Source organism: Fluoribacter dumoffii NY 23, assembly GCF_000236165.1.
Taxonomy (GTDB): Bacteria; Pseudomonadota; Gammaproteobacteria; order Legionellales; family Legionellaceae; genus Legionella; species Legionella dumoffii.
Genome location: NZ_CM001373.1, coordinates 2226302 through 2242230 on the forward strand (window position 1 = coordinate 2226302; position 15929 = coordinate 2242230).

A 15929-nucleotide genomic window follows, 5' to 3' on the forward strand; every position below is an offset into this window, starting at 1 on the left:
ATGAGCAGCCATGCGGAATCTGCTCTTGCTGGATCCCGCAGAAAAGCAAGCCAGAAAAGGATTAAGTGTTACGCTTAAGTACCGAGGCTAATTTAGTTTTTCCATTGCATAAATTTTCATTGCTTCTACTAAAAATTTAATTAAGTCGGGATGGAATTTATCGTAGAAGCTTTTAAAGTCTGGATGTTCAAGATACATTTGACTTAGGCCAATATAGCTTTCACGGGTAGGTGTCCAGAACTGTTTTACCCAATTATAATGTCTTTGGATTAAATCCTGAACTTCCCTGGCATCGGCTTTCTTTTGATTATGGATGCAACGAACCAATCCCAGGTTAATTTCCTCCCCTTCTTTTGCATGTTCTTCCCAATTATCTTTTTTCCAATGCCGGATGTTTTTCCAACTGTCGTCAATTTCTTTTTGCGTTAATCTACCGGATTCAAGCAAATATTTTTCATATTCCTGTTGTTTTTCAGGATTAAACCCTTCATACATTTCGATCTCGCTCATGATTAAATTTCCTCGGATATGTGAAATAGTTTTATCGATTGTCTTAATAAGCGCTTGTGTTCTTTTAAGACTTTCCAAGAGGATCGATTTATGGCTGGTCAGGGCTTCAATTTTATCAAACCCGTCACTACCAATAATCCTCTGTATGTCATCTAGAGGAAATCCTAGCTCACGGAAAAATAAAATTTGCTGCAATATCAAAAGTTGCTCTTCTTCGTAGTAGCGATACTGATTGTCACCATAATAAGCGGGTTTCAATAAGCCTATTTCATCGTAAAAACGAAGTGTTCGTGAGCTCACTCCTGAAATTTCTGCTAATTTTTTAACTGTGTAGGGCATTTCAACTTCCTCTAAACTAACAATTCACACGATAAAGGATGACGTAACGGAAAGGTCAAGAGCTATATCATATTAATATTAAGGCGCACTATAATGATCTCTTCGCAATAAATTTTAACATCGAAAAGAGAATCAAAGTTGTAAAGTGATTTATAAAAATAATGGAATAAGGCGGATAACTAAAAACAAAATGATGAATAAAAAGATTATTGCCGCAGCATCTTTGGGAACCCTGCTTGAAATGTATGACTATGCTATTTATGGATTTATGGCGCCCATTTTAGCAAGTATTTTTTTTCCCACAGCCGACAGACACATCGCTTTAATCGCTACATTTGCTATTTTTGCAGCAGGATTTCTCATTCGCCCTTTTGCTGCCTACTGGTTAGGTACTTTGGGAGATACTGTTGGCCGAAAGAAAACACTAACAATTACCCTCTTGCTAATGACTTTTTCATCAAGTTTTATCGGTTTATTACCCACTTATCACACTGCGGGCATCATCGCTCCCCTATTATTGACGATCTGCCGATTAGCCCAAGGGGTTTCCGTTGCAGGGGAAATGACTTTGGCAAGTATTTACATTTATGAAAATGTGAGCCTGCGTCATAAAGCCTTTGCAGTCAGTTTTGTGGCTTTAGGTTCTGTTGGCGGCTTATTGCTTGCACTCATCATGAGCAAAATAACTTTGTTAATTTTTTCCAAACAGGACTATATCTACATTTGGCGCCTCCCCTTTTTAATGGGAATCTTCGTGGGTTTTGCAGGGGTTTATTTGCGAAGCAAAACCAGGGAGCTAACCGATTTTTCTCAAATAATCGCTAAAAGGCAAAAACATCCATTAACAACAGCCTGGAATTATCGGAAAAAAGCACTGGTGACTATTTTTCTTCTGGCAATTTATGGTAATGGCTCCTTTTATACCCTTTTTGTTTATATGCCATCGTATTTACAACAACACGGCTTAGCCTTATCTGTAGCCATGGATGTCATTGTGATAGCCATGATTTGCTACAGCACAGGTTTATTATTATCTGGATTTACCGCAGATGTCCTAGGAAGACGAGCTCCACTCACAGCAAGCCTTATCGCCACTGTTTTACTCAGTATTGGCATCAATCAAATGGCTCATGGCGGGAGTTTGCTGGAGATTACCCTTGCGTGCAGCAGCTTGGCTATTATTATTTCTTTTTTTATTGGGAGTGCATTCACTGCAAGCCTTGAACAATTACCTCTGGAAGAAAGAGCAAGTGGTTTCACTTTATTTTTTAACTTGAGCGACTCTTTATTTGGGGGCACTGCCCCGCTTATTATTTTGCTTTTAAATTATGTTTTCAAAGATTTTGCCTTTTCGATTTATTTAATCCTTATGGCCTTATTCACCCTTCCTGCGCTGTGGTTGATGCAAGATAAAAAATCGTTTAATTGACAATCAGGTCGGGTTATTAAGTTCCATTTCCTATGCTCAAAACTTTTAACTACATTGCCTGTATTCATTGTGACCGTTGAATGAGGGTAAAATGAAGGTTTACGCCGAAGCTATTTGCCCTTAAAATATCCAAACGTGTTTTAAATTGGATCTTTTGATAAAATTAAATCCGCTTTCAATGAAAGTTATTTCGTAAGATGAGAAGATGATGTTTTTTTGACAAAGTTGTCCTGCAAGACAATGAGTTGCTCATATTTCCTTAATCTTTTTATGATAAACTTTCAACGGTTAAAATGGAAATGCTCTTAATTTGTCACATTGATAAAATAATTTCTGAAATTTGGGTGACATAAAATTTTTTAATGAAGCAGCAACACTTGGGGAATACTAGTATGGCATTAAGTCCAGAATATCGCGCAAAAAGCCTGAATGAATTAATTAAACGTTGCAAAACCAAATTAAACGAAAAAAAGAAGCAACTGCTAGAAGCACTGAATAATTTGGCAGCTCAGGAGAATGTGCCTTTAGGCTTTCAAAGTTCTGAGGTGATTGCACTTATTGACAAAACGCTCGATACCCCATTTGATGATTCCACTCTCCCCGAGGTTGCCAATTCCATTTATTCCAAAATCCAGGAACAATCTGAACGCGACACCTACGAAAATCAACGCAGAACTCGCGCCAATGGTTATTTTGATTCAAGACGCATCCACCAACGCAGTTTGCAAGACCAATTACAAGATCATGATGTAATGGCGTTAATGCCCATATCCAATGGAAATATCGACGTTCTTCCCCCGGCAAACCGCCACGACCAGATAGCTCTTGCCTTGACACAGGACGCTTTGGATGCCGCCCTTAAAAATAAAGAAATCAAACATATTTTTATCCCAGTGGGACCCGGCCATTGGCGTGGTATTTATTTAACCAAACCGGACGTTGATACCCAAAAATATCAATTGGAGCTATTTGACCCTTATGGCCCAGGCGGTGCAACTGCTATTGAAGATTTTGCCCTGAGCCTGCTGAAAAAATGCGGTATCAATAAAGATAAAATAACCATAACCACTACCGGCCCCACTTACCCGCAACGAGATATCTATGCCTGTGGAGATTTTACCTGCGCCTACAGCAATAAAAAGATGAAACAACTAGGTGGCAGCTTGGGTTCATATAATGAACATTACATTAATGTGTTGGATACCCAAGGCAATAAAAAGGATATATTGCGCCATACAAGCCGAGAAATCACTAAAATACTCGCAGAAAGCCAAAGAATTGTAAGTCCTCAAGAAAGGGTAATGGAGGAGCCTGAGGAACTGGGGCAGCTTTCATTTACAGAAAGTGAAAAACGTGAATTTTTAATTCGGCTAGGAAAACTATTTGCGGATCCGGACAAAATAGACAAAGCCGTTTTTGACCGGGAAATTGCCCAAATCAAGAGTACTTTTGGCACACTTAAGTCCGCATCCCTACGTGAACTTGATGCTTATGGTGTATTTAACGCTGACGGCTCCATAAATAAAGTTGTTGCATCCTACTTTGAAATAAAATTTGATGAGAAACAAATTAAAAAACGCCAGGAAGCTTATGGCCTCAAACATCTCTCACTCCGGGAAATGCTTGTTTTTGAAGCGGTTATCAGCGCGGTAATCAAGGATCTCGTCTCTGAAAATGAGAAAAAACAGCAGAGGCTCCAGGATGAACTTTATGCCTTAATTAAATCAAGCTCAAACGCACCCAGTAAAAAAAGAGAAATAGAGGCACAACTGGATTATTTAAAATCCCATCCACCGGGAAGAGGATTAGCTAAAGAGTGTTTCCTTGAATTTGGGAAAGCTTCCAAGGATTTAAAGCTTAAAAATCCATTAAGTATGGAATTAACCGGACTGGCCAAACAAATTATAGGAATGGGATATTATAAATACCAGGATATCAATATCTCCATTTCCTCAGGTCCTTATACTGCCAGATCACTTATTCCCGCACAAACCCCGGAGCTTTATGAGTCTCAACGTGATATCGCAAGGTATTTGAGCAACATACTCTCTAATAATGTGAGCCATGTTTTTGCAGTGGGCAGGGTGTACCCCTATTCCCTTCCTCAAAAAGCTGGGGATTCGAAGGAAGGAAAACAAGATGAGATTGCAGCAGCTGATTTCATCAATTATTTCATCCCTGATGCTCACGGACGAGTGATGCTTCCTGACATCCCCGAACTGAAGGGCATTCATATTACTTCACGTCCAGTTCAAAAAACAGGACGATTTATTACCTATGAAATCACTATTAATGGAAGTAGTCCCATCCAGGTACATCATCTTCCCATTCAGGATCAACTTCCCTTGAAGTTAACCCCTGAAGAATTAGCCCATGTGAAAAATACAGGCATGCAAACACTTCCTGGACAAAATATCCATGCCCATTGCCGAGATGGAAAAAAATACAGCACGCAACTTGCTTATCTTTTGGCTTCAGAAAACCCGAAATACAGACAACAAAACCATGAACAACTGATCGCTCAAATGAGCGCTGAGAATTCTTCTCCTGTCTCTCTTGACGAAGAAAAACTCGACCTTTATGTCCTGTATGGAATTTTGTTGAAGCAGGAAATTGATAATTACTTCCAGCAAATGGGTACCTCAAAAAAATTAGTACACGCGGAGCATAAGGAACTTTTTGAATTGATGGAAAAACATCAGGAGTTAAGTTCCATTCCTCCTCACCAACTCGAAGAATGGGTTGCCACCGTTGCCCAAAATCCTCTTGTCTCAGCACCAACAAAAAGTTTACTCACTTCAATCAAGAGCTCTGGCGATTTCTTACTGCATGCATTTAGAGAACAATGGGATCTTGACCGGCTGGAGCTATTTTTTGATTTAGCGGCTCGCAAGGGAGAATATCAGGCGATCCGGGCGGAACTCGCAAAGGCTAGCCCCAGGTACGTGCAACAAGCTCAAGAAATTCCAACCAAGCAGATGAGATATGAATCATTATTTGTTGCGCGCCTGCAAGATGCTTATTTAAAAAATTGGCAAGGATTATCTAAAGACGACCTGATAGTTTGCGGGGAAGTAAAGCTCAATGTTTCGGAAACCCTCAACGGGATATTGGATGCATTTACTCATTACGATCCAAAAAAATTCAAAAAAACAACCTTCGACAATTTAAGAATAGAATACCAGCATTGCAAGAAACGTCTCGCGCTTCTGGATAAAATAGATAATGTTGATTATGGATTGCCCGATGCCGAGTTGAGGCAGCGTAGCGAGCTCATAGAACAGTTTCTCACTTTAGGTTATGACCATTTTGAAGTAGAGCCTTCGCGCATCATTCTGAAAATGCACTGGATTTACCAACGACTCGGTGAATTAAGTGCCCTTAATGAGCTTAGTCCACAACAATGGGACGAGTTAAAAAGACAGTTCACCGCACTTAAAATTATATTTGAATACATCCAGCAGGATGAAGCACAGCCTGATGTACTCTTAACTTTGGATAAATTATTCAAAGAAAAACGAGAATACACTACGAATCCTTTCAAATTGGCCATCTCCAAAGTCAAACCAAGAAAAGAAAACCTTGATGATTTTGTGGGCAGCTTGGGTTTCGCTGTGTTAAATGCCGCCTTCGACAACCTTCCAGCAGAGTATTATGGCGATAATGGCAATGGCGCTTATTCTCGAGAAATTAACCAACTATTGGAAGCGATTAGTGCTTTAGCTAAAACCTATGAAAAACCGAAAAATGGGATCGTTGACCTGACCCAAGAGCGAAAAGTTCCCACGACAGAGGAATATGAAAAAGCCCGAGAACAAGTTCTTCAATTGATTCCCCAACACGTTCCTTTTTTTATTAACACGACAAAGTCACTTAGAGTTCGGATTGAAAATCTGAGTAAAGATTTTCAACGTTTACAAAATCATTATCAATTAAGAACTCCCGAGTTTGAGGAATTAACAACGCGCTTGGCTGAGTTAAAATCAGAGTGCAACAAACAAGATGATGTATTGAATAATCAATTGCTGGATAAAGTGGAACAACAAATCCATAAAGTGGATTCGAATAAGCCGGATTCCTCAGTCACCCAATATAGCAAATCCCTGGAAAATATTTTAAGGATTAACGCCATCAAATCCGGAGCTTCGCAAGCAATCCTGGATGAAATTGATTATTATGAATCAGGAGCTGAAAGGAAGGAACCCAAAGATACCAGCTCTCTTCCTAAACGTCCAAAACTCATTGTTTTTGATATTGATGAGGTTCTCATTGATGTGGAGGCAAATAAGCTTCAACGAGCAAGAGAACTGGTTAATGTCCTGAAATTCGCAGAACAAAAACAAATAGAAGTGGTACTCACTACTTCTCATGGCCGCTCTCTGGATATTGAAAAACAAACCTCTATCGCAAAATTAATAAGTATTATCGCGTCAGAATCAGGGATTGATATCACTCACAAGATAAACTATCTAAATACACTCCCTTTACGGCAAGAAAAAGAAAGAATTGCCAGCTATTTACAAGACAAAATTTCTTCATTGCAAAAAGAAGTAGAGCGCTTAAAAGAGCAGGCTAATGGAGATCAGAAAAAATTAGAAATTGTTAAGAACTTACAAGCGAAAATTGATTCCTTTGTCGAGAAAGCAATTATCGTTAAATTAACCTCTGATAAATTCCTGAATTTGGAAGTCGTCCGCCGTTCTCATCCGTTTAAAGATATGAATAATTATTATCAAGCGGTTGAAGGCGGGGTCTTAAAGGATTTTAAAAACCCTGAATTAACAAAAAATATAGGAATTAGTGACTTTCAGGAAAAAAGGGAAATTTGGCTTGAGTTATTTAAACTGGCCAAAGTTCTCATGGAATCGAAAGCGCTTAGAAATCCTAAACCTTCATTACAAACGATATTAAAAGATATTGTTTTTGATGCGCATAACCCGGAACTTTTGCAGAAGAAATACGGTGATCTTCATCAATATATTGAAGCATTGAGAAGGATCGGTGAACTCAAGAAATACTTTACAGAGAATGGGGCGCAAATCGAATCCTTTTATCAAAGCCGCCTTGCTGAGCACAAATTAATGTATGAGCAAGAAGCCGTTTTGCATGAAGATGAAATAGTATTTTTTGAATCCAGCCAAGATGTGTTCGATCAAGCACATCAACACACTAATTATCGGCCAATTAAGCTCAGTGATTCCAGTAAAAACTCCCTGGCGTACATGGTCGATTTAAATTATGAAATGGGGCTTTATAACGGGGTCATCGCTTATTTAAACGAAGACAAAGAACATGCCCCCAAAGCCTACGGTCCAAAAGCCATCAACAAAACCCTGGAATCTTACTTAAGTAGTATTCCCAATTTTGCGAAATACGAATTCCAGCACTCCCCTATTGTATTGCACGTAAAAATATCAACTCTGTTGGGCAAACTACCCGAGTTAAATGCAAAAGAAGCCGTACAACAACGGTATAAAGCGCAGTTTATGGAAGCTGCCTCAACGCGATTCAATCAACTCCCTAAAGAATTGCAGGATGATTTTGTCACCACTTATTATCGTAATACCCGTGAGGCGCTCGAAGCAATTAATCAAAAGTTGGCAAGTTTAATATCTTCCCCACCTGGTCTGGTTCAGTTTCAGGATGAGCTCACAAAGCTGCAGGAACAACTCAATAAAATTATCGAGCAGGATGAGAAGTTTTCACAAAGGATTTCACCAACATTCCTCGGTTCTGAAGCGAAGCTCATGGGCTCAATGATTGAAAAAATACTGTCAGGAAATATTGATGTATTACAGGTAGATGCCAATCACGTCCGATTTAAAGAAGAGCATGAGAAAATTCGCACTATGGTCTATGCGGAATCAATGGCAAATAATCCGCATTTATATTTGAAAGCGATTCATCCAGCTCTAAGTGAAATGGATCTTTTTGATAAGAACTTTATCACGGAACAATATACTTTTTATGTGACGCAACAGCTGGAAAAGATCATTACTCGTTATATCAATGCCGGATCGCAAGATCAAGTAGTACCGTCATTGAGTTCGATTACCGATTTCTTCAAGAAAATCCTCATCTCCCTTGATCCTGAGCAAAACAAGGAAATTTTTAAAACCTATCGTTTATTGCCTCTTGGAAGAAGCCTGTGTGATGATTTGGCAAAAGTAGTCCCCTTCCAAAACATGGTAAACCATTTAAATGGCGAGCCTGAGGATGGATCCAACGAAGTGATTGCTGAGCTGTTAAATCAAATTGCCTCTCACGCAAGTAAAATTGAATCATCCGAAGAATTTAAAGCAAAACTCTTTTTGGATAAGGCAGAACACTATCTTCGTGCTAAAGATTGGAATGTTGGATTTCAATGGAACACCCATACAATTACCTTCGAGGGTCAAGAAAAGAAAATTCCGAAAACTGTAGCAAAACAACTGGAAATTATCAGACAGGCTCGACTTAATAATAAATATCTGGATGCGAAAGAAATATTTTTACGCGTAGGTCGCGAAAAAGAGCTTTCCTGGAGATCATCAAGCCCTGCAAGAAAATATTATTCTTTATTTAAAGAAGGTCCATGCGACAGTGAAAGCAAACAAGAGACACGTTTGGAAAGCGATCTCGATAAAGAATTTTCAAAGCTTTCTGCAATTAAAAAACCATAGAACAGAAGTTAATTGAAGTATTAAAAAGCAATGCAAAAATTGCTTTTTAATACTTTCTTAATCTTATTTCCATATAATACTGGTCAAATTTCAACCCTATTGTATTAATTGGAGTTAGACTTTGAAAAGGCCGGCAGAGAAAAATAAGTACGAACAGCACTATTACAAAGAGGTTAAGAGGAAAATTGCTCCCATAGAAGATGAAGACGAGCAAAAAAAAATTGATAAATTTCTGCAGAGATACTCAACTACCCCTCCATCTACATCGCGTGAATCAGGTTATTCAGCTTATCTGTTTAAGGGAAAAAACGTTGCGATAAATCCATCCATGGTAAAAAAACAAAAGATCAATAAAGATCGTTATCTTATCTCAAGGGTTCCTGAAGCCCCGAAACTCCCAGTCTCGTGCCTGGCTTCGGCAGAACATGTGGTTGCCATGCAAGATGAAGTGACCGATTTTAAATCCGAAAGTAAACCCGCCACAAAAAAGAAAGTGATGTATCGAATCCCACTATCTTGCGGGAAGAGAACAATGAGCATCCAAAAAGAAAAGAAAGCGCTATTAGAACTCCTGCAAAAGCATGACGGAATTTTAAATGCGGATAATCTTCAAATTATTTATAACAGGAAAAAACGGATTTTGGAAATCATGGTGAGCACCCAGGTTGCCGATATTCAATTGCTTATTCGGGCTTTGAACAGTACAAAACGCTATAAAATTGTTAATTGTAATTTTGAAGACATCCACTTAAATGAAGGAGTTTGCCTGGTAAAGAAAGATGCCTCCAATCCAATCCATGCCCTGGTTAATATTGCAGACTCCAGTTCTGAAAAAGGATTTCTGGAGAGAGATGCAGGCACCACCTCCGGACGCACTACCGGAACATATCAGGATAGCAACTGGACATTTAATTTCTTTCCTAATCTAAAAGACATGCGGGAAAGAAGTGGATATACGCAAGAAACTTATGCCATAAAAATTTTTAATGGAAACTAAAGTAGTTTTAATTTCAATTATAAAACTCCCTATTGGCAATTGGGAAATTGATGCTCTTGTCGTGAAAATTCCCAGTACACATTTAGCGTAAAACTACATTAACTATCCCTTAAAAGGTGAATCAAAAAACCCGAAGTTTGACCGAGGTCGCAATAGAAGCATGAACAGCTTACAATTCGCTCATTGATTCATAGCTTGATTTGCTCAAAGTAAATCTCGGGTTAACGGAGTTCCTCTTTTGATTGTACTTATTGAGAGATAGGGACATTTCATCTACCGTTTGAGAGAATTGGCTACAAACTGGTTTCGGATGTTTTATATCAGCACTGAGATTTCCAGCCCAAAATAGAGGAAAGAGATATCTTTAAAGACAGCTTTCACTATCAATAATTTCAATTGGAGGATACTTACTCGGGTTTGTTTACAATTATATCTTCTTACCTTTTTCTTTTTTTGGAAAAAAGCAGTTTCAAAAATAGCACATTCTCTTACGACATCAATGTGTGTAAAATACATACATTCGGTATATTTTTATGCCGTTTTATTTTTAAATAACATATTATATATAGAGAGAAAATATCATGTCTTTTACAAAGTTACCGGTGGAGCTACAAGCTTTAATCCTATCGAATCTTGATTCTTCAGATTTACAAAAAACGGCTCAGGTTTCAAAAATAACAAGACACCAAAGTAAAGAGTTATTAAGTACGCTTCATGCAGGTCATCAAGAAGTTAAAACATTACCGGATACATCTCATTACTACGCAGTGGGTGGGAAAGTACTGGTGTCTCAACCAACAAACATCTGGGATAAAGGGTTTCCTTATCAAAAAGAGCGGAAGTCGATTCCTGAGAATGAAATAAAAAATGCTATACCCAAACAAGGCACAATGAAATTGTTCCGCACACAAAAAGAAGCACAAGAGTATGCAAGATGCACCTTAGAACAAAGTCACGCTACTATTGACCGTATGGCGGCTGTTTTTCAAGTGCAATTAAAAGAAACAACAGTAAGCCCTATTGTCAAAGAAGAAATCACGCCAGCTTTACATCGTATCTATCGAATGGGGCCTAGCAAAAAACCAATTGAATATGTACAGGCAGACGTTAAAAATCTTGAGTTCGTTTCAGGTCAAGTTTCTGACTATCCTGCTATATCATTACAAAATAAGAACGAAGCATGTTACCTCATGTAAAGTTTAATGGAACTCAGTTTAAAAATAAAAACATCTCATCTACCTCCCGCGGCTTGTCCGCGGGATCCCTCTGATTCACACGGGTACCTGGCTCTTTGGACCCGGCGGACTAGCCGCAAAAGTTACCAGATGCAAATGAGCTTAAACAGATTAGGATCCCCGATTATTTGGCTAATTTTAGATTGAATACCAATAAATCAAGGAGGGATTTGATCAGACTTAATGCATGCTAATCAATAAGTGCAGACCTACTGTTCAATACCACTATGATACGTTCTTGTATATTCCAACAGCAAGTAATAGCCAGCCAAAGATAAAGCAAACTCCACCAAATGGAGTTACGACTCCGATTGCTTTAATTTGCATCAAGCTCAATAGGTAGAGACTACCTGAAAAAAGCAGGATGCCCGCAATAAATAACCATCCTGATACTTGCAGAATTCTTGTATTAGATTGCCAAAGAATCAACCCAACGAATAATAAAGCCAGACTATGGATAAATTGATAAAAAATACCCGTTTGGAAAATATGCATTTGGTAGTCGCTAAATTGTGTCCGCAAAGCATGAGCTGCAAAAGCACCTAAAATTGTGGCTGTCATTGCGTAAAATATACCTATTAGCATAAACCATTTAAACCTTCTTGATTGAGAAGTAGAACGAAGCATTTGCCATCCTATTATTACAAAAATGCACCCTTTCATCTGACAGATAATATCGGATTCAGACATAAATGTGAGTACTGCGTTACCAAAAAATAGAGGAACGTCCAGATCATTGTGATGTAACAGCACCCGGAACAATGAGTTGAACGCAAGCGTAGACTAAGCTGTAAACCCCAGCGTCCGCTCTTGACGTTACCTCGAGAAACCATATTAACTCAAAGTTTATTCATCGGAGCCCTTGCCGGGCTTTTCAGCTCAGCCTACGCTTGCTATAACACCCAATGTAAAGCTTATCTTTGGATAATTACATTCCTCTGACCAAGATGGAATCTGAATAGCATTTTTTCATCCCCTTGCTGTGCTTGATTACCGCCTTTTCATGAGACGAAACGCCTGTTTTGCATATAGGATCTACGGGAGATATTCCTAACATACAAAAGAAAGTTAGCGTACGATTGTTTTCTGCGATCTTGACAGTATCGCTGTTGCCAACTTTTCTTTCAACGTAATGGAATTTGAGGGGGTGATAATACCCTGTAACATAAGCTTCTAAAGCTGCATCTCTAATTTTTCTACCTGCATACGGTCCATTATTAAAACGGTTTTTTACTCCGCTTTGTCCAAAAAAAAACGTACATTTGGGAGGTAAAGGAACCCTTGTTCCCGAGGGCATATGTTGGTTTGTCTCAGGTCGAAATCTGCTCCTGGATAAAAAAATAGAACCATCTGTTTTTAATCTTTCTCGCTCTTTAGATGTAAATGGATAGGTATACTCAGAAGGATTTTGATTGATAACTAATTTGGGCAATTTTCTTTTTAGCGGCATATTAGATAACCTTTATTACAATTTGAGTTTGTGAAAGAGTCCAGTAGCGTTATTACTTTACATTGTGTTCTTTAAAAAAGAAATGATTACAAATCCAACCCAGCGTCGAATCTTGAGCATTTGCGGAGCTTTTCAGCCCAACCTACGCCTGCTCATGTTGATTTTAATAATCTTTCATGTTTTTGTTAAATGGTATTATATAGACCAACTACCCTATGAAAAAATGACGTTGCTCTAATAATTGATTTAAAAATAGTCATATACGACTTTGGATTGACGTGCGATAATATTAAGCACATTTGCTCAAAAATAGTCATTACATATGGTAATCATTATTATTTTATTATTATCCCTATTGCTAGTCGGTTCTTCAGTTAGTTATCTTATCAATAAAGTATTCTATTTTAATCTTGCAAAGCACAACATTAAAATAAGTGAAGCAAAAGAGGGCTATGTTATTTTACGTGGTGTAATTAAAAAATTTGCTCCCTATATTATATCCCCTTTATCAAAAAAACCTTGTTGCGGTTATTTATATTTAGTGATAGACAAACATGATTTAGATAAAATAGTACATATAGAAAGTAACATTGTAGATTTCTCTTTGTGTGATAAAACAGGACAATGCATAGTTCATCCCAAATCAGTGGGAACTTTTTATAATAATGCACAATGGCCTCCTTATATTCGATTTGGAGATTCCATCAGTCCATATAACTTAGATTCAAATCCAGGGAATAAACGCTATCGGCATATGGAATATAGACGGCAAGAAGGCGAAGAAATTTTTCTAAAAGGTTATTATCAAAGGGCAAGAGCTAATGCTAATGATTATCCAGAGCTAATAGGAACAATTTGCGGGAAGGAAGACAAGCCTTTAGAAATTATTCCCGCCTATGAAGGCCTCGAAATTGCAACTTCAAATCGCGACAGGTGGTTTGTTAAATTATTGCAGTTCTTCTACCATGCGATAACATAAGAAATTATAAATAAAGCACAATCAATGAATTAGCAAGTACTGAGCTGTAATGCCCAGCGTCCGATCTTGTCCTTACCTCGAAAAAAGATAATATCAACAAAAATAGCAGTTTATTCATCAGAGCATTTGCTGAGCTTTTCAGCTCAACCTAAGCTTTATAAAGAAAAAAGCACAAGTTATGCCCCCGGCTTAAGATTATCCATTTAGAGCAAATAATGTTATACTCGATGCTCGAACTATTTCATATTTAAAATGCATCTTAGACATAATTTAATATTGGCGGTCACTGCAATTTACCTTATAGTAGACTTTGCTTATAGGAAGATAAGTAAATTTTTCTTGGCCCAGCGCGTTACTAAAATCAACAAAGCTCAAGCAGGTGTGCAAACTTTAAAGGGGAAAGTACAGAAATTTGATGCGTTCATTTTAGCTCCTTTATCGCAAAAATCCTGCTGTGGTTATTTGTATTTCGTCGTGGATAAATTTGATGATATAGATAAAATTGTCTATTCCGAAAATCAAGGACAAGATTTTATTTTGGATGATGGCACAGGTAGATGCTTAATTCGCTCTAGCCTAGCCGGCAATTTTTATAATACCAAACTTTGGCCACCTACTATTAGATTTAGTAATTATTCAAATCTTGAAGATGCTATTAAGTTTGATGATTTAAACAAAAATCCTTCAAATAAACGCTACCGTCATATGGAATATCGACGGCAAGAAGAAGAAATGCTTTATGTTGAAGGAGTATATCAACGTACCATCGGGAATTTGGATTTAGCTTTGCTAAGTTTAGATGGTGTCCTTGAGGATACAAACAGTGCAGCCTTAACCATAACACCTGCTTATTCGGGCTCAGAAGTTAATTCTTCTAATCGAGGTTATACCCTAGTTAAAATCTTAAATTTATTTGGGTTCTAGCTGAGGGAAAACTTTAGAATCGTGAACGGTCAAAATTCTTGATTTGAACAGTATTATTAGGGATTTATGGAGTAATAAAACGGCCACCTAATGGCATCACAGATTTATTGCTAATCATTCACCCTAAAGTCTGAAAGTAGCCTAACTATGTTTTACAATAGTATTTTAGAAAATATAAAGACAAATTTAAGGACACAAACCAGCGAACAATTAGCATTCATCACAGCATTTGCTGGGCTTTTCAGCCCAACCTACGCTCGCTAAATAGGGAGTGACTGTTTTGCATCGAAGATTTCAAAGTATGATCTGTTAATACGTTTGTTTGAAAATACTGATCAATTCCTTTAGTAACCATGACATACTCTCCACTTTGGGTTAGCTGTTCCGCTTCAACAAGTTCCTGAGCAACCATAGGCCAGTTATCCTTTAAATTATTAACGGTTAAAGCAGTAATGTGTTGTTTCAACTCGAGAGCTTTGGGTACCTGGGGTATATCCACTAAGCTTACATTGAAAAAACCACGAAAGTAATTACGGGCTGATGCAACTCCTGTCCAAATCTTCTCCCCCAAATCAGTTTGAGTATAACTTCCTCTATTTTTTATATAGTTATTGAGAGAAAGGATGGCCAGGGTTTTAAATGTCATTAGCACTTGCTCTGCCATCTCAGCTGAATTATCAAGAGTACTGCTAGATAAATCTGAATTATCAAAAATACTCATAGACAAAGGAATAGGTAATTGGGAAGTATTGAGTTCATCAGATGAAAGAGAGGCTTGCATATCAATCTCTGAAAGTATTGTCGTAGGGCTCATTTCGGCATTAAAAACCTCATCAATAGCCTCCTCCATGCCCTCCTCAACGATTTTGTTTTCTGATAAGCCCCCGATACAACTCATGGTCAATTGCGCATTTTCTGCCTGTCTCCATTGCTGTGGGGTGGTCTTGCCAAAAATACTATTATATCCAATGTACGTTATTCCATGAATCTTTACTTCTCCAGGCGAGCCATCATGACCGTGGCGAAACCGGTAATTATAAGATGGGACCCTAACTTCTGGACCAATTTCCGTCAAACGGGGCCAAATAAAGTTATGTATTGGATTTGATCCCGAAGAGCGGGTTGTGAGTGCATTATACATAGGGCTTCCTGTATCCTTAAGACCGTCAGAAAACACAATGTTTAACTGATCTAAAACATATGTTAAATCATCTACTGAGGCATAAATATCTTTATGGTGACTGGAGGGAAGAAAGTCCTGCATTGCTTTATCTATGGCACTTAGACTTAAAGGAGCATGAGCCATAATATCAATACTGCCGTCCTCTTTACGGACATAATCTACAAGTTGGAGTGCGGGTAGATAAGCCTTTTGAATCATCTCTTCCACTTCTTCATAGGAAA

General features: G+C 38.1%; 10 protein-coding genes. 6 read left to right on the forward strand and 4 right to left on the reverse strand.

All coding sequences use genetic code 11. The features are described 5' to 3' along the window. Positions 1 to 87: 87 nt before the first annotated feature. Complete coding sequence (locus KYQ_RS09985) at positions 88 to 849, reverse strand: MerR family transcriptional regulator (RefSeq protein WP_010652629.1); 762 nt, start codon at positions 847 to 849, stop codon at positions 88 to 90. A gap of 193 nt (positions 850 to 1042) precedes the next feature. Here KYQ_RS09985 and KYQ_RS09990 point away from each other — a divergent pair, with 193 nt between their 5' ends. The 4 genes from KYQ_RS09990 (at position 1043) to KYQ_RS10015 (ending at position 11133) form a co-directional block, all read left to right on the forward strand. Next, positions 1043 to 2278 carry an MFS transporter gene (locus KYQ_RS09990; protein ID WP_029489029.1) on the forward strand — a complete coding sequence of 412 codons (1236 nt, stop codon included), beginning with the start codon at positions 1043 to 1045 and terminating at the stop codon, positions 2276 to 2278. 392 nt (positions 2279 to 2670) lie between these two features. After that, a complete protein-coding gene (locus tag KYQ_RS10000) occupies positions 2671 to 8940 on the forward strand; it encodes a hypothetical protein (protein ID WP_019349968.1) in 6270 nt (2089 codons plus the stop codon). A 121-nt stretch (positions 8941 to 9061) separates the two neighbouring features. Next, positions 9062 to 9937, forward strand: coding sequence for a hypothetical protein (locus KYQ_RS10005; protein ID WP_019349969.1), 876 nt, complete (start codon positions 9062 to 9064; stop codon positions 9935 to 9937). A gap of 581 nt (positions 9938 to 10518) precedes the next feature. Next, positions 10519 to 11133, forward strand: coding sequence for an F-box protein (locus KYQ_RS10015; protein WP_010652625.1), 615 nt, complete (start codon positions 10519 to 10521; stop codon positions 11131 to 11133). Between the two features lie 264 nt (positions 11134 to 11397). Here the strand turns inward: KYQ_RS10015 and KYQ_RS10020 are convergent, their stop codons facing one another. Beyond that, positions 11398 to 11862, reverse strand: a complete 465-nt coding sequence (locus KYQ_RS10020) for a DUF423 domain-containing protein (RefSeq protein WP_231294540.1) — start codon at positions 11860 to 11862, stop codon at positions 11398 to 11400. A 238-nt stretch (positions 11863 to 12100) separates the two neighbouring features. Further along, positions 12101 to 12622, reverse strand: a complete 522-nt coding sequence (locus tag KYQ_RS10025) for a hypothetical protein (RefSeq protein ID WP_010652623.1) — start codon at positions 12620 to 12622, stop codon at positions 12101 to 12103. A gap of 322 nt (positions 12623 to 12944) precedes the next feature. Here KYQ_RS10025 and KYQ_RS10030 point away from each other — a divergent pair, with 322 nt between their 5' ends. Both KYQ_RS10030 and KYQ_RS10035 read left to right on the forward strand, forming a co-directional pair. After that, the gene (locus tag KYQ_RS10030) at positions 12945 to 13601 is read left to right on the forward strand and encodes a hypothetical protein (protein WP_010652622.1); all 657 of its coding nucleotides are present in this window, start codon (positions 12945 to 12947) and stop codon (positions 13599 to 13601) included. A 339-nt stretch (positions 13602 to 13940) separates the two neighbouring features. Beyond that, on the forward strand, positions 13941 to 14525 hold the full coding sequence (locus KYQ_RS10035) for a hypothetical protein (protein ID WP_010652621.1): 585 nt from the start codon (positions 13941 to 13943) through the stop codon (positions 14523 to 14525). A 241-nt stretch (positions 14526 to 14766) separates the two neighbouring features. Here the strand turns inward: KYQ_RS10035 and KYQ_RS18335 are convergent. After that, positions 14767 to 15929: hypothetical protein (locus KYQ_RS18335; RefSeq protein WP_035748902.1), on the reverse strand; the 1163-nt coding region annotated here is incomplete at its 5' end.